This is a genomic window from Rummeliibacillus sp. NPDC094406 (genome assembly GCF_044763875.1).
In the GTDB taxonomy this organism is placed as follows: Bacteria; Bacillota; Bacilli; order Bacillales_A; family Planococcaceae; genus Rummeliibacillus.
Genome location: NZ_JBIWGZ010000001.1, coordinates 139,651 through 161,125, shown reverse-complemented (window position 1 = coordinate 161,125; position 21,475 = coordinate 139,651). Strand labels below are relative to the sequence as shown.

Here is a 21,475-nt window from a genome sequence, read left to right as displayed (position 1 = left end):
GAATCACCCCTATCTAGTGTGTAACAATAGACTTTCTGGTTTTTCTATATAATCTTTTAAATCCTTCATAAATTTCCCAACAGGTTCACCGTCAATAATTCGATGGTCAAATGATAAGCTAATTCCCATTATAGTCCCAATTCCAATTTCCCTTGTTTGTAATATTACGGGTTTTTCTTTCATTGCATGGATTCCAAGTATAGCAACTTGAGGACAGCTAATCATAGGTGTTGCAAATGTTCCACCTTGTCGACCAGTGCTTGAAATCGTAAAAGTACCTCCGCTAATTTCTTTCAAAGTTATTGATCCTGAACGGGCTTTTTCCTGTAAATCAATCATTTCATTTGCAATTTCTTCTATAGACTTTTGGTCAGCTTGATGAATGACAGGTACAATTATCCCCTCATTTGTAGAAACGGCAAAGCCAATATTATATTGTTTTTTCAAGATAATTTCCTTGTTTTCTTCATCTAATAATGCATTGAATATAGGATTTTTCTTTAATACTTCAGTAATAAATTTTATAATAATAGGCATATATGTTAATTTTACGTCAGTAATAGTATCTAGTGTTTTTCGGAAATGGATTAGTGCATCAACTTGGACTTCATCCATAGCAGTAGTATGAGGAATTGTAAATGCGGATTTCTCCATATTCTTATAAATTTGCTTTCTTAGACCCTTTATTGGAATTCGAGCATCCTCATTTAATACAGGATTTTTCTCGTCATTTTGTTTGGGATTTTTATTAGCTTCTGAAAAGTATTCTTGTACATCTTGTTTGGTTATTCTCCCATTCTCTTTAGAACCTTTAACATCAGATAAGTTGACTCCTAAACTGCGTGCAAATTTCCGAACACTTGGTGCTGCAATTACTCTATTGATAGTTTTTGATATGCTTTTTAAAGCATCATCTTGTTCTATTACTTTACTTGTAGGTTCTAAAATATTCGATTCGTTATTATTTTCAATATCTATAATCGTATCGCCTACATATAATAGCTCACCCTCATTTCCACTTCTATATACCACCTTTCCAGCTTTTGGTGATGTAATTTCCACCGTAGCTTTATCTGTTTGAACTTCCAACACTAGTTGATCTTCTTCTATAATATCCCCTACATTGATATACCATTTAATAATTTCAGCCTCATGAATTCCTTCCCCGATATCGGCAAATTTTAAAGGATAACTCATTCAACATGCCCCCTTTACATTAATTGATAGACAATCTCTGATGCTGCTTGTCGCAACGAATATTTTTGATTGTGCAATCTGTATAATTCTGTCTGTTTTTTAGAAAGTTGTTGATCTAATAATGCAAATACAATTTTTTAAACATATCCTCCTCCATTTTGAGAAAAAATAGATCCTTATCGCATGTTGGAAACGCTACCAAAATGCAGGAAATGTTCCTATTAAGAATAGAGAGCATAAGAGAAAGACCTATTTGTTCTGCTAAAGGACCTAATAATTCAAAAAATCCGATTTACATTGGGATGGCAGCAAGTAACCCCTTCTTCTCTATATTTATGACGTTCAGTCATATTACTAAAATTGTATGCGTATATTGCTATTAAATATGACGTATCGTCAATAAATTTTTTTGGGGTGTAATATGAAAATAGATGGCCGAATAAATAGATCCTTAAAAACAAAAGCAAAAATTTTAATGGCAGCACAAAATATTTTCAAAGATTTAGGTTACAAAAACACTACAGTAAATAAGATTGCAATGGCGGCTGGTGCAGCACATGGTACAGTTTATATTCATTTTCCGGAAGGTAAAGATGAAATATTGGCCCACTTTATGACAGGTTTAATGGATGAATTTTACTCAGTTGCAGATATAGAATTCGAACCTAAAACTACTGAGGAAGCTTACGAAATAATCAGATCCCAAATTTTTCAATTTTTATCATTAGCTAAAAAATATAAAACAGAGCTTTTACTTTTTTATGAAGGAATTCAAGTAAGTCAGTTACTAAAAGAGAAATGGGGATACATTAATGAAAATTTTATAAAAAGAATTTGCAGTGATATCACTTATTCACAGTCTTTAAACCTAGCAAATGAGGAAACTGATCCTGAGATAGCAGCACGTATATTATTTTATAACCTTGAGCATTTCCTCTGGGATATCATTCATAATCGAGTTTCTTTTACTGAAGAGTCGATTGCAAAAAATTTAACTCAAATCTATATGTATGGTCTTTATAATCAATAATTTCATGGGATTTTTAGATATTAATATGTTATAACCTATAAAATATCTCCATAGTAAATGCCACATAGCTAAATTTGGCTTTGTGGCATTAATTTTCTTTGGAATAACGTATTTACATTATTTCTATTTATTCTTTAATCGAAAAATCAAAATCGATAAACCACAGAATACGATAGCAGCTACTACAATAACGGACAAATGAGCAGTTTGTGTCATGATATGATTTTGCCATTCATAGGTAACTCCGTATACGGACATATATTCTTCCTTCGCTTGTGGTGCTCCCTTAAAGACTTTGTCTAATGAATCACTCATAAATAGCTCTCTTAACATGACAGTTGGATGGCTTAAAGGGAAATATAGCATAAACTTTTGAACATAATCAGGAAGTGCGCCCATTGGAACATAAACACCACATAAGAAACCAATAACAGTACCAATAATTGTACTTAATGTTGAAAACGCAGTTTGTGATTCTACTAGAAGCGTACAAAGTAAATTAAAAGTACTCGCTAAAGTGACAGCTAGTAGTAACACACCAATGATTTGAAGGAAAGTTGAAAAGTCGACCCATTCTCCACCAGAAGATACGAGGAAAATTTCACAACCTATAAAAGCGATAATTGAAAATACACTACCGATGAAAAATGCGTTGATGACATAACTTACAAGCAACGTACCTCTAGAAATGGGCATTGTCAAGAAATCTGCAGCTCTCTTCGTTTCTAAATCACGAACATAAATTCCAAAAGCACCGAGTGTTGTTGTAATGGCTAAAATTGAGAGTAGCCCCGCTACCATCCACTCATTAACCATTGCTTTTATATCAGTAGTGACTTTCACCATTTGGGAGATGGAATCTAGTTGTGTCTTCTGCAGAAACAAAGCGTAAAGTAAAATCACGATGATGACAGATAATAGTGAGAAAAAGACTGTTGTTCGCTCTCTCCTAAATACTTTCGAGTGTCTGCTTACTAAGCTCATTACTGTTGTCATGAACCATTTCCCCTTCCTCATTAATTCTGATGAACACATCATCCATTGAACCCTTTATGACTTCAAAAGATTGGATTACTGGTTCTACTTCCTTCAATATAGAAAGTGCATCCTTCGTAGTTTTTAGAGGTATCACAAATGTATCTTGATGTTGTTTATATTTATAGGAAGATAAATAATTCTCTCCCTTAACATCCTCTTGAAACAAAATGATCAATTGATCATATGCATACTGTTCTTTGAGCTCATTTGGTGTTCCTTGGGCAACAATAGTTCCCTTTTTAATAACGACAATCTCATCCGCTACTGCTGCTTCCTCCATATAATGAGTTGTCAAAAATACTGTCATGTTCGTTTCTTCTTGTAGTTGTTTAATTGCTTGCCAAACAAATTGTCTAGTCTTTGGATCAAGACCCGTTGTTGGTTCATCCAAAAATAGTATGGATGGGCGATGAATAAGTGCACGTGCTATATCCGCACGACGTCTTTGACCACCAGAAAGTTTACCGTATTTTTTCTTTGCAATATCATCTAAATGTAAATGAGTTGCGACAAATTTATAATTTGTTTTCAACTCTTCATGCTTTAAGCCATAGGAAACCCCTCTATGCCAAATATTTTCGTAAACGGTCAATCGCTCATCTAATATGCTATCCTGGAATACAACCCCGATTTCATTTCGAATCTGATCATTTGCATGATTTGAGCCAATTGTATGACCCGCAATTTTCACCGTGCCTGCTGTTTTATTAGTTAAAGTACATAAAATATCAATTGTCGTTGATTTGCCCGCACCATTCGTTCCTAAAAAAGCAAACAGTGAACCTTGTTTAACTTCAAAAGAAATATCCTTAACAGCTTCAACATCTCGAAAGTTCTTTTTCAAGTTTTGTACTTCTATAGCATTCGTCATTTTACATCTCCTGCCTTTTTTGAAGTAATTCATTCATCTCTCGAATATCATGTTTTGCTTTTGTATAAAAGAAGAACCAAACAATCGTATAAATAATCAATTCGCTTTTAAAAATATTGACAAAAGACCAAATATTATTAAAATCAAACCAATGACCAAAATACCCTGCAACGCAAACGCAAATTGTGACCAAAATAAAGTGAATGATGATTTGAACAAAATACGATAGTTGATCGATCTGGTAAATCATTGTACAAATGCCAATAGCAATGCCAAGGATTGCGGCTACGATAAATTGCTCTAATAGTTCTTGCCCGGTTACTGTTGCATTTGTATTTAATACATCTAGTGTAACCATAAAGTAAGAGGTACTCAGGCTGATAAGGAAGCCGATTAAACCTGATTGCAACATTCCAAATCCCCACATATTACTCCCTCCCTATCCCCAATTTATTCTTTAAATCTTTTAGATATTTGCGACTAACATGGACAGTTGTTCCATTATGCAAAATTAATTCTGTCGTGCCAAGCAAATCCAGCTGAAATGATCGAATATGGTCTACATTCACAAGCATCGATTTATTGACACGTGAAAATTGTTTATCAAACATTCTTTCAATCTCAAATAACTTCTTTTTAGACTGATACTCTTCTTCATCTGTTTGAAAATACACTTTCCCAGCTTCGACATAGACAGTGTAAATCTCTGCAACTTTTAACATTCGAATTTCTTGATCAACATATCCATCGATAACATTTGTCACCGGTGTTTTTAGTTGTTTCATTAACTGTTCAACTTCTTCGTCAAAGCTGTGTGCATTTATGTGAACTTCAATTTCTTGATATTTGTCATCCAATGTGACATTAACCTTCATCAGCCGCTCCCCTTTCTTCACTTTGAATATAACATATAAAATTCTGTATTTTCTTATTTTTTATTAAGAGGATAAAATTTTGGATTAAGTGGTTGTTTTTGTATACTAAGTTGCATTTCCAAAAAAGTTTACATAAGAAAAAGCTGATTTGTCCTAGGACTGATCAGCTTTTTTAATTAATTTCTTATTTGAATCAATTTCATAAATACTTTTCTATTTACAAAATACGAATATTATACGATTGAATTGAATAAATGATAAATTTTTCATTTTCGCTACAGACGGACGCTTTCCGCGGGCAAGCATCAAGCCTCCTCCTCACTACGTTCGTGCGGGGTCTTGATTGGCTTGCTTATCCCGCAGGAGTCGCCGTCGTTCGCTCCATCATTACATTCCATAAGATATAGAGTAAACAAATTCTAATCAAAAGTAATATGTTCGTTTTTTTTAGGTTAAATAACGAACAATGAAATTGACTCATTTATAATCCTGTTTTAATTTCTACTTTTATATCTTCCATATTCATTTTTTTCGCAATTTCATTAATTTGTTTTTTTATTTCCACTTGGTTTTTTACGATAAATTCTTGATCCTTAACTTTTACTGTAAGTATCCGTTCATCAGGAGAAAAACTTAATACTAATTCTCCGTAATTTTTTTCTAATTCTTTATAAAGTGTTTCTAATAGTTCCTCTACTCTATAATGTTCATCCATAGATACAGCCATACTTTGAACTAACGTTTGTTCATCATGATTAATTTTGATTGAAGTAAACCAAATAATTATTGCACTTGAAAATATAATACCTAGAAGAATAAATAGTTTTTTTCTCATACTTTGACCTCCAAACAAAATTGTTCTTCCTTCAATAGTATGTTTGGATAATCTTTGGCAGAACTTGGGACAAATTGTCGTAAAACAGAAAAAGCTTTCTCTAAAGTTGTATTCGTTATGCTTTTTCAGTTGCAATTCGAACGTCGATTAAAACAAGTACTATCCATGTAGTTTTGTTAAAAGTGATTTGGACACTTGATTTCATAAACCATTTGCGAATAACATTAATAATCGAAATAACAATAGTAAGCCAGACAATAGATAATACGACTAGAAAAAATGCTAATAAAAAATAAGCAGCATATTGACATTAGCTGACGGATTCATAAATTGCGGCATTAATTTAACATATTTACTCATATAACATTAGTATTTTTCATTTATCTTTACATTTATTTGTAATTAAAAAAGACCAAACGCAACACCGATTTTATTCGGTGTTGCTTTTAGTCTTTGAATTACATTTGAAGTTTACTTTTGTGGTTGCTTATTTAGTTGCTCTTGTAACTTTACTGTCAGGTATTTACGAGCTTCAGCAGTTGTAATGTTCATTTCTGTCTGATGATTTTCAAATCCAAGAACTACTTGAGCACCATCTAAGTTTTCAGTTATCAATTCAATCAGATATTGCTGATTTAAGAGTGCATCAAGTTGCGCAATTTCAGCAGCTACTTGCACATATTCTGACATATGCTCCCTCCTCTATTGGTGTTTTACATCTGTAGTTATATTTTGTGCTACTTCAGGTACAAAGGCTGGTTCTTCATACGAATCTATCGTCCAACTATTTCCAACTGTAATACCTAAATATTTCTCATCATCCGGATCCAATATTTCTTGTTGTGGATACTTTTTAAACCACCAATATTTCGCAAGAATATAATACAATACTGCTCCTACGAAAAAGCCAATTAATGATGAATACGTTGGGAAAATATTTGCTATAATTCCACCAATGATCCAAGAGATTAACCCAGCTAAATTAAAACCTCCCAAATATCTAAATTGACCATTTGACTCATATAGACCTTGTACATTTATACGGCGTTTGCGTAACAGATAATAATCAGCAAACAATATCCCAACAATCGATGTTAAGATTCCACCAATAATGAGTAGGACAGAATTTAACATTTCAAATAAACTCCATGGCTGTGATAACGTTCCGATAATGCCCGCGATCACTACACCAACCCAGAAAGGTACTCGAGGACCACCGATATTTGAGAAAATCGTCGCTGCAGGGATCACATTTGCAGATGTATTTGTTGACCATTGTGCTAGGACAATCATTAATAACAAAATTGCTAAGATAAAGCCACTTGCTGATTGCTGTAACGCGTTAATCGGATCAGCCGACGCCACTGCCATATAGCACACGGCACCGATGACAATCATGAATGTATTGACAATTGGCATGATTATTAGAGAGCCAACAAGTTGTGTCCGGTTACGTTTAAACCAATTGCGCTCATTAGCAGGTGCTTTGAAAAAGCGGGATAAGGTAGGCATATCCGCTGCAAGGGTTGCCCAGAATCCCATATTTGCCATCACGACAATCATAAACGCTGTAAATGCTGCCATTCCTGTAGTTGGTGATTCTACCCACGACCATACACTTTTCCCTGTGGCTTCAGCTTTATCTGCTAAAGTAATATACATCCAACAGGATATTAATATTATGATTGGAGCTGCTAAATCGGCAAATCGTTCAATGGATTTAATCCCGAGTGACGTATTAAAGAGTTGTACTACCGCAAATAAAAAGAAACATATTAACCAGTTATCGAAACCAAATAGAATATTTAATATTCCGTTAATAGCCAGTGCACCAAAGTACGTGTTGATTCCAAACCAGCATGAAGCTGTAAAACCACGCATGAATGATGGCAAATGTGTCCCAAATGTACCAAATGGTGCACGCATATATACAGGGAAAGACAAACCATGCTCGATTCCAATATCACCAATGAGCACCATGAAAATCCCTATAAGAAGCGATCCAACTAGTGTGGCTACAATTAGCATAGGCATAGATAAATGAATAATGCCTGCTGCACCAATTGCGAATGCTGCAAGTACGATGGCCATTCCAATCCAAATTACTGAAAATCCAAATGCACTAATCTTTCGTTGATCATGAGTAATTGGCAACAAATCTGGAGACTTTAAATAATCATTGTTATTGCTCATTTTTATAACCTCCATATTCGAATATTCAATTGGCTTTAGAAATTGGCAACCTTGCATTTTTACAAAAACAACTAGTTACTTGCAAATGATTTAAGAATCGCTTGGCGCTCGTTCCATGTCATTGCAGGTACAGTATGAGGCAATTCTTTCATTGTAATTGCACCATCAACTGGGCAAACAATGGAGCATAAATTACAACCAACACAATCTTCTTCACGTACTTTAAGCATCGGCTTGCCTGTATCCTCATCCATGTAGCGATCAATACATTGATGCGAGGTGTCTTCACATGCAATATGACACTTGTTACAATTAATGCACACATCATTATTAATATTCGCGACAATTTTATAATTTAGATCAAGGTCGCCCCAATCAGAATATTTTGGTACCGAACGACCGACTAAGTCCATTACAGAAGCAAGTCCTTTTTCATCTAAATAATTATTTAATCCATCAATCATATCTTCAACAATGCCAAATCCATGATGCATAGCTGCAGTACATACTTGCACACCTGTTGCACCCATCAATAAGAACTCTGCTGCATCTTGCCAATTTGAAATACCTCCGATACCAGAAATCGGTACGTTTATATGGGAATTTCTTGCACACTCCCCGACCATGTTTAGTGCGATTGGTTTAACAGCTGGACCACAGTAACCACCGTGAGCACCTTTTCCCGCAACATGTGGGATTGTATTCCACGTATTCAAATCGACTCCTGCTAAACTATTTATTGTATTGATCATACTAATTGCATCAGCTCCACCCTGAACAGCAGCTTCTGCTGTAACAGTAATGTCTGTAATATTTGGTGTCAATTTGACAATCACAGGTTTAGTCGCTGCTTCTTTCGCCCATGCGGTTTGCTTTTCAACGAGTGCTGGTACTTGCCCAGATGCAGATCCCATGCCACGTTCAGCCATTCCATGTGGACATCCAAAATTTAATTCGAACCCATCTACTCCCACAGCTTCTACACGTTTTACAATTTCATGCCATTTTTCCTGTTTTGGCTCTACCATAAGTGATGCAATAATGGTATGATTCGGAAATCTCTTTTTTGTTTCATAGATTTCTTTTAAGTTTACATCTAGAGGACGATCTGTAATCAATTCGATATTATTAAACCCTGCAACACGTTGACCATTAAAGCTTACTGCAGCAAAACGAGATGAAACATTTAAAATAGGATCCCCTAATGTTTTCCAAACAGCACCTCCCCAACCTGCTTCAAATGCACGCTGCACCTGATATCCTGAGTTTGTCGGTGGTGCAGATGCAAGCCAAAATGGGTTTGGTGATTCAATACCGGCTAAGTTAATTCGTAAATCTGCCATAATAGTCCCCCCTCAAGGAATTACGCGATTTCGGATATACTTTCAAATTGTCGATGAATTGCATACGCACAATCTTTTCCTTGTTGTGCAGCTGATACAACAGTTGCATCACCATAACCATTTCCATAGATTACATCGCCACATGCGAAAACTTTTGGGTTAGATGTTTGTAACGTTTCTTGATCAACTTCTACAATTCCTCGTTTATGTTCAAGACCAAACTGTTCGATTAATTCTATATGCCTTGTCTGTCCGATTGCTCGAATAACTGCATCTACTTGAATGATGAAATTTGACTCTTTGATTTCATGGAGTTTCGCTTTTCCCTCAACTTCCTCACCTAGCTCCATTCTTACGCACTCTAATCCAATAACATTGCCTTCATCATCACCAATAATACGTTTCGGTAAAGATAGCCAACGGAATTCAACACCTTCTTGCTTGGCAAAATCATATTCAAACGGATATGCAGTCATTTCATTTGCAGTTCGACGATAGATAATTTGTACTTGTGTAGCTCCCAATCGAATCGAGCATGTCGCTGCATCAATCGCTGTATTACCTGCGCCTATGACAGCTATACTTTTACCGACAAAGTTTCTTGTGATTACATTCTTTGTACTTTTTACAAAGTCGATGGCATCGTATACACCATTTAACGTTTCACCTTCAATTTCGAGATTAGGTACTGTATTCATACCAACTGCAATCAGTATGCGATCGTAATTATTGACCAGTTCGTCTACTGAAATATTGTCTCCAACACGATGATTTGTTTTAATTTCTACTCCAAGTTTCTTTACTTGCTCAACTTCCCATTGAACAATATGCTGTGGTAGGCGGAATGAAACAATGCCATATTGATTTAAGCCACCAGCCTCTGCCTCTGCTTCGTAAATTGTGACAGCGTAGCCTAATCGACACAGTTCACGTGCTGCCGATAGCCCTGCAGGACCACTTCCTATAATGGCAACTTTCTTACCATTACTTGGTGCAGCTTCAAACAATGTGACTTCATTTTCTCGAGCCCAATCAGTTGCATGACGCTGTAAATCACCAATTTTAATTGGCTTTTCAGCATGGTTAAGTACACATGCACCTTCACAAAGTTCTTCTGTTGGACAAACACGTGCACAGCTAGCACCAACTGGATTAGAATCCAAAATCACTTGTGCAGAGCCTTTTAAATTACCCGATGCAATCTTTTTAATAAAGCTAGGTACATTAATACTTGTTGGACATGCTTTTATACATGGTGCATCATAGCAAAATAAACATCGGTTCGCTTCTTCAAGAGCAGCGTATTGCGTTAAACCACCATGGGCTTCATCAAAATTCTTTTCCAATGAGCTCAACTCTTTCATAGCTATTGCCCCCTGTTATTTTGTTGTGTTTTATTTTGTAATTACTGGTTTTTCTTCTTCTTTTTTCACTTCACGTCGAATATATTGGCCACTTCCAAGTTTACCGACAAACTCTTTGTCCTTAATGACAAATTCACCACGACTTAATACACTTACCGGCTCACCTTTTACTTCAAGACCTTCAAACGCATTGTAATCCACACTCATATGATGTGTTTCTGCAGAAATCACTCGTTCTACATCTGGATCAAATAAGACGATATCTGCATCTGAACCAATTGCAATTGTTCCTTTTTGCGGGAACAAACCGAATGTTTTTGCTGCACTTGTTGATACTAAATCAACAAATTCATTTAATGTAATTCGTCCCTTCGCAACCCCCTCAGAATAAAGAACACTTAAGCGATCTTCGATGAACGGACCACCGTTTGGAATTTTAGAGAAATCATCCTTGCCGAGTTGCTTTTTACCGTTAAAGCTGAATGAGCATTGATCAGATCCAATTGTTTGTAATTGTTTTGCCTTTAATGCATTCCAAAGAACTTCTTGGTGTTCTTTTGGACGTAGTGGTGGTGACCAAACATATTTTGCTCCCTCAAAGTTTGGTTTTTCTAATGCTGTTTGATCAAGCACTAAATAAGGAGGGCATGTCTCGCCATATACTTGGTAGCCCTTCTCACGTGCACGAATGATTTCATCTACTGCTTCTTTACAGGTTACATGTACAACATATAACTTAGCACCCGCAAGATTCGCTAATTCAATCGCACGTTTTGTGGCTTCGCCTTCCAATTGAGGCGGACGAGTAAGTGCATGATAAATTGGTTCTGTGTGTCCCAATGATTTTGCTTCTTCCACTAATTCGTCGATGACAGAACCATTTTCACAGTGCACCATCACAATGGCATCTTTTTCTTTCCCTACTTTAAACGCTTGGAATAATGTACGGTCAGTAGCTTGGAATTCCTTTGCATAAGCCAAAAATACTTTTACAGAATTAATACCAGCAACCTCTAATGCCTCTGGAAGCTGATTTAATGTATCTTCTGTTAGATCAGCAATCATTAAATGGAAACCATAGTCAATGACAGCCTTATCCTTCGCTTTGCTATGCCACTTATCGACTGCATCTAGTAATCTAGCTTCACCAGTAGTTAGGCAAAAATCTAGTATTGTAGTAGTTCCACCGAATGCAGCCGCAATAGTACCAGATTCCCAATCATCATCAGTTACAGTGTTATTAAAAGGCATGTCTAAGTGTGTATGCGGATCAATTCCACCTGGGAAAACGTATTTTCCAGTCGCATTGATGATTTCTGCACCTTCTGATTTAATACCTTGTCCAATTTCTGTAATTTTGCCGTCCTCGATTAATAAATCTGCTACATACTGATCTGCTGCTGTTACAATTGTTCCACCTGTAATAATTTTTTTCATACTGTTAGCTCCCTTACAATGTTTTCAATTCTTGTTTTGAAATTTTTTGTTGTAAAGCAAGTACCGTACGCAGTAAAACATTTGCTCCTTTAGCACAATCTTCGAAGCTTGTTAACTCTTCCTCACAGTGACTTTTCCCATTCACACTTGGTACGAAAATCATAGCAGAAGGAATATAACTTGCCATAAATTGCGCATCATGTCCTGCTCCACTATACATACGTTTGAACGAGTAGCTATATTCCTCACATGCATTTTGAACATGGGCACAAATGGATTCATCAAATTCTACAGTATCTCGACTCCATAATTTCTCAAAGGAAACTCGACAGCCATTTTCTTCTTCTGGTAATCCGAAAATAACCTCTTCAACTTCCTTTATCTTTCTAGGATCTTGATGACGCGCTTCTAAAGTAAAAACAACTTTATTTGGAATGACTGTATGAATATTTGGCGTTACGTTGACTCGCCCTATTGTAAAGACTAGTTCATCATCAATATCACTTAATTGTTTACGCATTTCTGTGATCAAATCTGTCGCTAATAAGAATGGGTCTTTTCGTAATTTCATTGGTGTAGTACCTGCATGATTTGACTCACCAGTGATTGTTATTTCATAACACACCATACCTAGAACGCCTTCAACAACACCGATTTCAAGCTCTTCACTTTCAAGCACTGGACCTTGTTCGATATGCAACTCTAAATATGCAAGCGCTTTCTTTAATCTATTCGACTCATCGCCAACATAGCCACTCGCTTTGAGTGCATCTTTGAATATCACACCATTTTTGTCCGTTGAGCGTAGCATTTTTTCCTTTTCAAACTTATTTGCTAAAACGCCTGAACTCATCATCGCAGGGTCGAATCTTGCCCCTTCTTCATTCGTAAAGTTCATGACAACAATTGGTGCATCCAGCTCTTGTTTGTGATCAATTAATGTTTTAACGACTTCAAGTCCTGTTAAAACACCTAAAACTCCATCAAACCGTCCGCCTTTTTCTACTGAGTCTAGATGTGAACCAATAACGATTGGAGGCATGTCCTTTTTACCCTCAAGTTTTGCATACATATTCCCCATATCGTCCCAAGCAACATCTAACCCTAATTCTTCACAGCACTTGCGAAAATAGTTTCTTGCCTGTACATCTTCTTGTGAGAAACAAAGCCGTGTTACACCATTATTTGGTGTCTTACCAAACGAACTAAACTCATTAAGCGTTTCTTCAAGTCTACTCTTGTTACACGTATACATGAGATATCCCCCTCAATTGGTTTATTCCCTAATAAGCTTTAAATCACAAAGATGAAAGAATTTTTAGAAAATTTAGATTAAGTATAATTTGGTAACTTATAATATGTCAATCTATTCGAGCATTAAAATAGTATGAGGCAATTTATGAATATATGATTTTCCAATAGTAACTTGTATTATGACCACCACTGAAGGAATGTACTGAAAAAGTCTGATTAGCATGTATTAGCAAGAACTTGCTTCTTCCTAAGAATCCGTTGATTTCCGTTCCGAGCGAACGCTTTCCGCGGGCGAGGCCACTGAAAAAGTGTAGTAATACAAATATTTATAGTATATATCTGCTATTGAATGAAGTGGAATTAGCTCCGCTTTCCGTGGGCGAACTGACGAGCCTCCTCGCTGCGTTCCGGGGTCTCGTCTAGCTCGTTTTCCCACAGGAGTCTCCGCTAATTCCACTTCAACGAAAATAGCTTTACAAGATTTTTATTATAAATTTACATCTATTTTTACTTTTTCAGCGCCCTATCGCTCTGCTCCTGGGGGCTCGACTTTCTCGCTTTTCCCATTGGAGTCGCCGCTCTCCACTCCAATCAACTCACGTGACAAATTGAAAAATCTTGAAAAAGCTCTAAAAACAGGATGCATTTCCTTTGTAATAAAAGGAACTAACTACAATTTCAAATCAAGAATCCCTAAACTTAAGCCCTTTTAGGCAAAGAACGCTATAATTGTGCCGAAAGACAACATGCTTCACCAAATCAATGAACTTCTTCGACTTTTCACTTATCCTAGAAGAACTTAAAACAACATACTGTCTAGATTATGGCCTCAATGAGATTACACAGCATGGAAATTCAAGGCGCATAACGATATTTGCCGTCAATCTTAAACGAATTTTGAAAATTGCTGTTTGAAAAAGAGGAAAAATAAACTAAGAAATTCGGCATTATTTGTTCAACATTGAACTAATAATGCCGGATTTTGATTTTAAAAAACCTCCCCCTTTTAAAACCGGTTGTTTTCAGCGCCTTTCTCTGAAGTGAAGTCTCACTTTATCTATTTTTTTCATCTGAACCTTCAATTAATGTATTTGCTAGAAGCATAAATTCAAGTGTAATACGATTATGACCGGACATAAACTCTTTACCTAGTAATGTTTCAAGCTTTTTCAAGCGGTGATACAGTGTTTGGCGAACGATGAAGAGCTGATTTGCTGTTTCTTGCTTGGAACCATTTGTTTGTAGATAAACTTCTAATGTTTCCATTAATCGTCCGTTATGTTGTTTGTCGTAATCGATAATTGGCTGTAAATAATCATTGACGACCTCTTTTAAATTCACTTGCATTTGCAATTTGTAAATTAAATGAAAAAGGTGTAAATCATCATAAAAATAAGAGTTCGTCTTTACTTTACGACAAATATAAAGTGTATCTAATGCGGTTTGATAGCTCTTTGAGATTTCTGATATGCAAGAAACAATTTTGCCAACTGCAAATTGATAGCCCTTTTTCTGTTGCTTTACGTAAAATTCAGAATCCTTTAATGCCTTGATAATTTTATTTAAATAAACTCTCGTTGTTTGTGAGCCCTGCTTATTTAATAAAATAAAAACAATGTAGCTTTTACGTTCAAATAAGAATGGCACAAATCCATTTCGTTCAAATAAATTTCGATAGTAAAGTTTGCTATACACGATATCTTCATGTGATTTATGGATTCCTTGAGGTGAAGATAATATAAACACTGTCCCACCATTATTCTCATAATTAGAATGGTGTGAAAGGACATATTTATATATTTCTTCTTTTTTAAGCTTATCGTCAATCCAATACGATAATGTCTGTGCATCTTCAATATCACGTTTTTCCTCAATATAGAACGCACGCATCAAAATTTGTGCAAGTGCTGTTGCAGTACGATCAAAAATTAACATCTCAAATTCTGTAAATACACCATTTTCTTTAAAGATCGTCATATCTGCATAATGCTGATCAAGAATAAAAATTGGTTGTCTTTTCTTTAGATTTTTTTCATCCTCATTTTCAAGCCGTTTTAGAAAATCTTGACGTTTTTTATGTGTCATATTAGGATAAAAAATCGTCTCTCTTCCCTGAATATCGAGCATAATTTGACTGTTTAAATGATTGTGCATATTTTTTAAAATTCCATCGATGTTTTGATCGCTTAAAGCACCTTTATTCAGTTGTTGAGAATAAGCTTCAAGCGTAGAAATCATTAAATACTGTTGATTCATGATTACACTATGTAAATCTTGTGTGATACTGACGAATGATACGACTTCATGAAAAACAATAATTGGAAAGTCATGTGTATTTGCTAACGCAATAACTTCTTTAGGGATTGATCGAATGTAACTTCCGTATTCAATACATAGGCCAGCACAATTGGAATCAATTAATGATTTTACAAAAACTAAAAATTGCTGATTACTTTCTTTTAAGCTAATCCCAGTCGTTAAGATCAGTTCATGACCAGCTAATAAGTTTTCAATTTGGACAATCTCGACTACATGAACCCATTTGAACATCTTTTGTAGTCCATTTTCCCCTGCAACCACTTCTGCACTTTTAAATTGTTGACTTTCCATCGCATCTTTTACTTGCAATGTATATTGAATCACTTGTAATCCCCCAATCGCCCTTAAAACGTATTCTTCACTACCCATCTAGTTAATTCGCTATTATTCTTATTAAATGCATTTTTTTCTAGTTTATATCATCTTAGCACTTTTTACGATTAGTAAAACTTCATAAACTTTTATTTAACGTTTTGTCTATTCGTATATCATAGGAAAATTGTTAGACTTAAATCGAACAATATTTCAAAAATGAAAACCTAGATAAATGAATCAAACTAATAGGAAGAGGTGCTTTTATTATGACAGTTGAACAAAAAGTAAAAACATTAGCTCATTTTATTAATGGTGAAGAGGTAATTGGCACAAGTGCTCGTTATTCAGATGTCTATAATCCATCAACAGGTGAAATCATTGCCCAAGTTCCACTAGCTTCAAAAGCAGAAGTTCAAAATGCGATCGAACTTGCAAAGAAAGCTTTTCCTGGTTGGAAAAACACTTCTATCGGCAAACGTGTTGAAATCGTACACCGTTTCCGTCAGTTATTAGTTGAACGTCAAGAGGAGCTAATTGATGTGATTTGTGAAGAGAGCGGAAAAACAATAGAAGATGCAAAAGGTGAGATTGTCCGTGGCATCGAATCAGTCGATATGGCAATTGCTGCTCCTCAAATGTTAAAAGGAGAGTATTCCGTAAACGTTGGTGGGAATATTAACGCCTTTTCTACAAAATCACCACTAGGCGTTGTAGCTTGTATTGCACCATTTAACTTCCCTGTTATGGTACCACTTGCAATTACAAGTATGGCAGTGGCAGTTGGAAATGCAGTGATATTAAAACCTTCTGAACGTGTACCAATCTCTGCTCTATTTATAAGTAATTTATGGAAAGAAGCAGGACTACCAGCTGGTATTTGGACTGTTATTAACGGCGATAAAGATGCAGTAAATGAGCTTTTAGAAAACAAAACGATTCAAGCCATTTCATTTGTTGGCTCTACCCCTGTTGCCGAATATATTTACCAAACAGGTACAAAAAACAATAAACGTGTAGCTGCATTTGGCGGCGGTAAAAACTTCATGATCGTTATGCCAGATGCCAACCTTGAACAAACGGCTAATGCGTTCCTTGGAGCCGCTTATGGTGCAGCTTCTCAACGCTGTATGGCGATTTCAGGAGCAATTGCAGTAGGTGCTGAAACTGAAAAAAAATTCATCGAAATCTTAAAAGAAAAAATCGCGAACTTAAAAGTTGGACCTTATACAGATCCTGCAGTTGACTTTGGACCAGTCATAACAAAACAATCGAAAGATAACATTATCAAACATATCGACCTGGCTCTAGAAGAAGGTGCTTGTATAGCGGTTGATGGCCGTACACCAAGTATTTGCGAAACATCCAACGGTTTCTACTTAGGACCAACTTTACTTCATGATGTAAAACCAGAAATGACGATTTATAAAGAAGAAGTGTTTGGACCTGCTCGTATCGTTGTCGGAGTTGAAACATTGCAACAAGCAATTGACCTTATTAATGATCACGAACTAGGTAACGGTGTAACAATTTTCACAAACAGTGGCCCTGCAGCTCGTAAATTCCAAGAAGAAATCGAAGTTGGGATGGTTGGTATCAATGTACCAATTCCAATTCCAGTTGGCTATCACAATTTTGGTGGCTGGAAACGTTCCAAATTTGGTGAAGGTCATATGTTTGGTCCAGATCAAGCTCGTTTCTTTACAAAAGCAAAAACCATTTCAGAAAGATGGCCAGATGAATCAGAAGACACGACTACTTCATTTGCCTTCCCTAGTAATGATGAACTGAAAACAAATAAGTAAGTTGAATTCAATAACTAAAGGAGTGAAGTCTTGTGGTAAAAACAAATACGAATAACGATATTTTAGAAAAAGATGAGCAATATGTATGGCATTCTATGAAGCCATACAACCCTCAAGCAACCTATGTTGTCAAAGATTCGTTCGGTGCAACTGTTGTCGATACTGATGGCAATCAATATATTGATGCTATGGCAGGTTTATGGTGTGTCAATGCTGGATATGGCCGTGAAGAAATCGCTAAAGCTGCTTATGATCAAATGGTAAGAAATCCATATTCCCCTCTTTCACAAGGGCATGTCCCTGCAGTAGAACTAGCAGAGAAAATCAACGATATGCTTGGAGGTGGCTATGTCGTATTCTTCTCAAATAGTGGTTCTGAAGCAAATGAAACTGCATTTAAAATCGCACGTCAATATCACCAACAAAAAGGTGAAAGTTCGCGCTATAAAATTATTTCGCGCTATCGTGCCTACCATGGCAGCTCATTAGGTTCATTATCTGCTACAGGTCAAGCAGAACGCAAATATAAATACGAACCTCTTGCACCTGGCTTTATCCATGTTGCTCCACCTGATATGTATCGTCAACCAGAAGATGCTTCACTTCCACCGGAACAATTAGCAAGTGTTCAGGCTGTGGATCAAACCATGACATGGGAGTACAGTGGTACAATTGCTGCAATGATTTTGGAACCTATTATTACAGGTGGTGGTGTTATTATGCCACCAGATAATTATTTAAAAGGGATTCAAGCTGTATGTAAAAAACACGGTGCATTAATGATTGTTGATGAAGTGATTTGTGGATTTGGACGTACAGGAAAACCATTCGGATATATGAATTATGATGTTCAACCTGATATAGTAACGATGGCTAAAGGCCTAACAAGTGCTTATTTACCGCTTTCTGCAACTGCTGTAAAACGTGAAATTTTCGAAGCATTTACAGGTACCGAAGCATATGACTATTTCCGTCATGTCAATACTTTCGGTGGTTCCCCTGTTTCGTGTGCAGTAGCACTTAAAAACATTGAAATTTTCGAACGTGAGGGTCTATTTGAACGCTCTGCAATAAAAGGTGCCGAAGTGCTTGCAACACTCCACGAAAAGCTTGACGAACATCCAAATGTAGGAAATATTCGAGGCAAAGGGCTATTAATCGGCATTGAACTTGTAGCAGACAAAGCAACGAAACAGCCACTCGCTGCAGAGAAAGTAAATGCCGTTATTGCAGAGTGCAAAAAAAATGGCGTCATAATTGGAAAAAATGGTGCAACAGTAGCTGGATTTAACAATGTTTTGGCACTTTCTCCACCTTTAAATATTTCTCAGGAAGATATTGATAAAGTTGTGACTACTCTAGTGAATAGCATTAAGAATATTGATTCATTGTAAGAAGCTTTTAATATTTTTTGAGTTTCTACCTATAAAATTATTAACTATGTTCCCTCTAAATAATTATATAACGAAGGGGCTGGCCATTAAATGGTTCAGCCCCTTTTTGTTATTTTATTTTAGAATTTGAACAAAAGCTTTCTCAAACTAAGTTTTTAACCATTGTATAATAACTGCTTCCTGGTGGATAATCTTTGATTTCACCAACTACTTTATATCCTTTTAATTCATAAAAAGAACGCGCTTGAAACTCAAATGTAGTTAATAACGCCTTTTTTGCACCTTTCTCTTTAGCGATTTGTTCCGTTTTTTCAAGTATTAGTCCGCCTAGACCCTTTCCCCTAAATTCTTCTTGAAACCAAAAATTGTTGATTTCCACCCAGTCCCAATATACATCGGCATTTACCCCACCAACCCACTCTTTTCGTTCATCTGAAACAATGATATTTATTGGTTGTACGGATTCTTTTTTTCTTACCTCTTTATGATGAATTGAATGTTTATTATTAAACTCTCTTATCATCTTTTCTAGATAAGATGAAAATTCATTATTCTTTTTCAAAGAAACTTCTATATTATAGTTCATCCTTTATCTTCCTTTATCAGATTTTAAGAGCAAGAAATTAAAGCTTTTTAGTAATTGCGATAATTTTCCAACACTTTTTTCTTTAAGTACATATACTGTTTCTCATTACAGTCCATAAGTGCTTCTCTTCGGTTGGAAGCAATATCTTCATATAGAATGGATTCTCTAAATTGTGACATGGTAATATCATACCGTTTATGTTCAATCATATTGTAAAAGTGCCAACCTTCGGATAACCTAGTTTTAAAAATTTCTCCACCTAAAAAATCATTCACTACTAATGCAGTAACTCCACATTGTCCTTTTGAAGGATTATCACTATACCATTTTGAACTTGATGCTGATGACCAAGAGCTCGCTAGTGCACTTTTGAGACATTCAATAATTTGTGAATAAAGTTCGTTCATTCTATTTTTCCTTTCATAGAAAATATTTTGAAGGTGATCTAGGTTAACTCTAATTGATTGATATAGATCTTCATACAACACGACTCCCCAGTCATAAAGCCGTCTCTAGCAATCACTTGTTTTCGTTCCTTGATGAAATACCATTTTCCATCTTCCTTCACTTAGTTTCCAATTTGTGGTATCATTTACATTTTCAAATTATCATATAACCGAAACTATAACAATAAATAGCTGAAGACTTCCATTTTTCCGGCAATAGAATTACTTATATTGTATATATGTCAAATTTGAAGCTCATATTCAAAAATATTTACGTTTGAAATAATTTACTTACCACGTAAATTTTTGTAAAATCTTAATAACATAAAGGAGAAGATGATGATGATTTTAAAGAAAACAGTAGTTACAGAAGAGCTAAATGGTGTTCAAAGTATTAATGGTACTTTGTCATTTCAAGGGGTAACTTTGAATGTGTTTTGCTATGTAACTGATGGGGTACTTATTGATACGGGTGGGAAAAGTTTACATAAACAATTTGCATCCTTTTTACTCGAACAAGATTATGATCAAGCATGGATTACCCATCATCATGAAGATCATACTGGCGGTGCAGCTTTTATAATGGAAACTCGCAACGTTCCCGTTTTTATCAATAAAATATCTATAGAGGAAGCCAAAGGTAAACCCGACTATCCTTTATATCGTCAGCTTTTTTGGGGTAGACGAAAAGCATTTAAAGCCCTACCTTTTTCAGATACTATGAAATCAAGAAGTGCTACGTGGGATATTATTGCAACTCCAGGACATTCTAAAGATCATCTTGCCTTTTTAAATCGTCAAACTGGTCAACTTTTCACAGGTGATTTGTATGTCACTCCTAAAACAAAAGTTATTATGCAAGATGAAAGTATTCCTACAATTATCCGTTCATTGGAACGTGTATTAACCTATGATTTTGAAGATGTCTTTTGCCAGCATGCAGGTTTAGTACAAAATGGTCGTAAAATGCTCATTCAAAAGAAGGAATATTTAGAGGATATTCAGCATCAGGTATTAAAACTTCATAGTGAGGGCTATTCGAATAAAGAAATTCAACAGCAACTCTTTCCAAGAAAATATCCGATTACTACGTTTTCTTCTGGCGATTGGGATTCCCTTCATATAATTGAGTCTGTGTTGGTCAATGCAAATTAAAACGATTCCTATTTAGGGAAT

19 protein-coding genes and 1 pseudogene are annotated in these 21,475 nt (G+C 35.7%); 5 read left to right on the top strand and 15 right to left on the bottom strand.

The window, feature by feature from the left end:
- Nucleotides 1–9: 9 nt before the first annotated feature.
- Complete coding sequence (locus ACIQ4I_RS00730) at nt 10–1,197, bottom strand: dihydrolipoamide acetyltransferase family protein (RefSeq protein ID WP_403091900.1); 1,188 nt, start codon at nt 1,195–1,197, stop codon at nt 10–12.
- A 421-nt stretch (nt 1,198–1,618) separates the two neighbouring features.
- On the opposite strand from ACIQ4I_RS00730, the gene ACIQ4I_RS00725 reads away from it, so the two are divergent.
- On the top strand, nt 1,619–2,227 hold the full coding sequence (locus ACIQ4I_RS00725; protein ID WP_403091898.1) for a TetR/AcrR family transcriptional regulator: 609 nt from the start codon (nt 1,619–1,621) through the stop codon (nt 2,225–2,227).
- A gap of 123 nt (nt 2,228–2,350) precedes the next feature.
- Here the strand turns inward: ACIQ4I_RS00725 and ACIQ4I_RS00720 are convergent, their stop codons facing one another.
- The 11 genes from ACIQ4I_RS00720 to ACIQ4I_RS00670 form a co-directional block, all read right to left on the bottom strand.
- Nucleotides 2,351–3,223, bottom strand: a complete 873-nt coding sequence (locus tag ACIQ4I_RS00720) for an ABC transporter permease (RefSeq protein WP_403091896.1) — start codon at nt 3,221–3,223, stop codon at nt 2,351–2,353.
- Entirely contained in the window at nt 3,177–4,136 is a 960-nt protein-coding gene (locus ACIQ4I_RS00715; RefSeq protein ID WP_403091894.1) for an ABC transporter ATP-binding protein, read from the bottom strand. The genes ACIQ4I_RS00720 and ACIQ4I_RS00715 overlap by 47 nt, the downstream gene beginning before the upstream one ends.
- Nucleotide 4,137: 1 nt before the next feature.
- Complete coding sequence (locus ACIQ4I_RS00710) at nt 4,138–4,563, bottom strand: DUF3021 domain-containing protein (RefSeq protein WP_403091892.1); 426 nt, start codon at nt 4,561–4,563, stop codon at nt 4,138–4,140.
- A gap of 1 nt (nt 4,564) precedes the next feature.
- Nucleotides 4,565–5,011, bottom strand: coding sequence for a LytTR family DNA-binding domain-containing protein (locus ACIQ4I_RS00705; protein ID WP_403091890.1), 447 nt, complete (start codon nt 5,009–5,011; stop codon nt 4,565–4,567).
- Between the two features lie 481 nt (nt 5,012–5,492).
- Nucleotides 5,493–5,846 (bottom strand): hypothetical protein, encoded by a 354-nt coding sequence (locus ACIQ4I_RS00700; protein WP_403091889.1) that lies wholly within the window; start codon nt 5,844–5,846, stop codon nt 5,493–5,495.
- Between the two features lie 471 nt (nt 5,847–6,317).
- Nucleotides 6,318–6,536 (bottom strand): hypothetical protein, encoded by a 219-nt coding sequence (locus tag ACIQ4I_RS00695; protein WP_403091887.1) that lies wholly within the window; start codon nt 6,534–6,536, stop codon nt 6,318–6,320.
- A 12-nt stretch (nt 6,537–6,548) separates the two neighbouring features.
- Complete coding sequence (locus ACIQ4I_RS00690; RefSeq protein ID WP_403091885.1) at nt 6,549–8,039, bottom strand: NCS1 family transporter; 1,491 nt, start codon at nt 8,037–8,039, stop codon at nt 6,549–6,551.
- A gap of 71 nt (nt 8,040–8,110) precedes the next feature.
- A complete protein-coding gene (preA, locus tag ACIQ4I_RS00685; RefSeq protein ID WP_403091883.1) occupies nt 8,111–9,382 on the bottom strand; it encodes an NAD-dependent dihydropyrimidine dehydrogenase subunit PreA in 1,272 nt (423 codons plus the stop codon).
- 20 nt (nt 9,383–9,402) lie between these two features.
- Nucleotides 9,403–10,746 carry an NAD(P)-dependent oxidoreductase gene (locus ACIQ4I_RS00680; RefSeq protein ID WP_403091881.1) on the bottom strand — a complete coding sequence of 448 codons (1,344 nt, stop codon included), beginning with the start codon at nt 10,744–10,746 and terminating at the stop codon, nt 9,403–9,405.
- A 30-nt stretch (nt 10,747–10,776) separates the two neighbouring features.
- Entirely contained in the window at nt 10,777–12,183 is a 1,407-nt protein-coding gene (gene hydA / locus ACIQ4I_RS00675) for a dihydropyrimidinase (RefSeq protein ID WP_403091879.1), read from the bottom strand.
- A gap of 13 nt (nt 12,184–12,196) precedes the next feature.
- On the bottom strand, nt 12,197–13,438 hold the full coding sequence (locus tag ACIQ4I_RS00670; protein WP_403091877.1) for a Zn-dependent hydrolase: 1,242 nt from the start codon (nt 13,436–13,438) through the stop codon (nt 12,197–12,199).
- 674 nt (nt 13,439–14,112) lie between these two features.
- Here ACIQ4I_RS00670 and ACIQ4I_RS20700 point away from each other — a divergent pair.
- A pseudogene (locus tag ACIQ4I_RS20700) lies at nt 14,113–14,280 on the top strand (IS5/IS1182 family transposase); the annotation flags it as partial.
- 210 nt (nt 14,281–14,490) lie between these two features.
- On the opposite strand, the gene ACIQ4I_RS00665 reads toward ACIQ4I_RS20700, so the two are convergent.
- Nucleotides 14,491–16,080, bottom strand: a complete 1,590-nt coding sequence (locus tag ACIQ4I_RS00665; RefSeq protein WP_403091875.1) for a PucR family transcriptional regulator — start codon at nt 16,078–16,080, stop codon at nt 14,491–14,493.
- Nucleotides 16,081–16,337: 257 nt separating this feature from the next.
- On the opposite strand from ACIQ4I_RS00665, the gene ACIQ4I_RS00660 reads away from it, so the two are divergent.
- Entirely contained in the window at nt 16,338–17,873 is a 1,536-nt protein-coding gene (locus ACIQ4I_RS00660) for a CoA-acylating methylmalonate-semialdehyde dehydrogenase (RefSeq protein ID WP_403091874.1), read from the top strand.
- Nucleotides 17,874–17,905: 32 nt separating this feature from the next.
- Entirely contained in the window at nt 17,906–19,267 is a 1,362-nt protein-coding gene (locus ACIQ4I_RS00655) for an aspartate aminotransferase family protein (RefSeq protein WP_403091872.1), read from the top strand.
- A gap of 142 nt (nt 19,268–19,409) precedes the next feature.
- On the opposite strand, the gene ACIQ4I_RS00650 is transcribed toward ACIQ4I_RS00655, so the two are convergent.
- Both ACIQ4I_RS00650 and ACIQ4I_RS00645 read right to left on the bottom strand, forming a co-directional pair.
- The gene (locus ACIQ4I_RS00650) at nt 19,410–19,853 is read right to left on the bottom strand and encodes a GNAT family N-acetyltransferase (protein WP_403091870.1); all 444 of its coding nucleotides are present in this window, start codon (nt 19,851–19,853) and stop codon (nt 19,410–19,412) included.
- Nucleotides 19,854–19,900: 47 nt separating this feature from the next.
- Nucleotides 19,901–20,260, bottom strand: coding sequence for a YunG family protein (locus ACIQ4I_RS00645; RefSeq protein ID WP_403091869.1), 360 nt, complete (start codon nt 20,258–20,260; stop codon nt 19,901–19,903).
- A gap of 381 nt (nt 20,261–20,641) precedes the next feature.
- Here ACIQ4I_RS00645 and ACIQ4I_RS00640 point away from each other — a divergent pair, with 381 nt between their 5' ends.
- Complete coding sequence (locus tag ACIQ4I_RS00640) at nt 20,642–21,454, top strand: MBL fold metallo-hydrolase (protein WP_403091867.1); 813 nt, start codon at nt 20,642–20,644, stop codon at nt 21,452–21,454.
- The last annotated feature ends 21 nt before the right edge of the window (nt 21,455–21,475 follow it).

Bases quoted from the DNA above. Each gene is read 5' to 3' on its own strand.
- ACIQ4I_RS00730 (WP_403091900.1), bottom strand. From the start codon at position 1,197: ATGAGTTATCCTTTAAAATTTGCCGATATCGGGGAAGGAATTCATGAG.
- ACIQ4I_RS00725 (WP_403091898.1), top strand. From the start codon at position 1,619: ATGAAAATAGATGGCCGAATAAATAGATCCTTAAAAACAAAAGCAAAA.
- ACIQ4I_RS00720 (WP_403091896.1), bottom strand. From the start codon at position 3,223: ATGACAACAGTAATGAGCTTAGTAAGCAGACACTCGAAAGTATTTAGG.
- ACIQ4I_RS00715 (WP_403091894.1), bottom strand. From the start codon at position 4,136: ATGACGAATGCTATAGAAGTACAAAACTTGAAAAAGAACTTTCGAGAT.
- ACIQ4I_RS00710 (WP_403091892.1), bottom strand. From the start codon at position 4,563: ATGTGGGGATTTGGAATGTTGCAATCAGGTTTAATCGGCTTCCTTATC.
- ACIQ4I_RS00705 (WP_403091890.1), bottom strand. From the start codon at position 5,011: ATGAAGGTTAATGTCACATTGGATGACAAATATCAAGAAATTGAAGTT.
- ACIQ4I_RS00700 (WP_403091889.1), bottom strand. From the start codon at position 5,846: ATGAGAAAAAAACTATTTATTCTTCTAGGTATTATATTTTCAAGTGCA.
- ACIQ4I_RS00695 (WP_403091887.1), bottom strand. From the start codon at position 6,536: ATGTCAGAATATGTGCAAGTAGCTGCTGAAATTGCGCAACTTGATGCA.
- ACIQ4I_RS00690 (WP_403091885.1), bottom strand. From the start codon at position 8,039: ATGAGCAATAACAATGATTATTTAAAGTCTCCAGATTTGTTGCCAATT.
- preA (WP_403091883.1), bottom strand. From the start codon at position 9,382: ATGGCAGATTTACGAATTAACTTAGCCGGTATTGAATCACCAAACCCA.
- ACIQ4I_RS00680 (WP_403091881.1), bottom strand. From the start codon at position 10,746: ATGAAAGAGTTGAGCTCATTGGAAAAGAATTTTGATGAAGCCCATGGT.
- hydA (WP_403091879.1), bottom strand. From the start codon at position 12,183: ATGAAAAAAATTATTACAGGTGGAACAATTGTAACAGCAGCAGATCAG.
- ACIQ4I_RS00670 (WP_403091877.1), bottom strand. From the start codon at position 13,438: ATGTATACGTGTAACAAGAGTAGACTTGAAGAAACGCTTAATGAGTTT.
- ACIQ4I_RS00660 (WP_403091874.1), top strand. From the start codon at position 16,338: ATGACAGTTGAACAAAAAGTAAAAACATTAGCTCATTTTATTAATGGT.
- ACIQ4I_RS00650 (WP_403091870.1), bottom strand. From the start codon at position 19,853: ATGAACTATAATATAGAAGTTTCTTTGAAAAAGAATAATGAATTTTCA.
- ACIQ4I_RS00645 (WP_403091869.1), bottom strand. From the start codon at position 20,260: ATGAACGAACTTTATTCACAAATTATTGAATGTCTCAAAAGTGCACTA.
- ACIQ4I_RS00640 (WP_403091867.1), top strand. From the start codon at position 20,642: ATGATTTTAAAGAAAACAGTAGTTACAGAAGAGCTAAATGGTGTTCAA.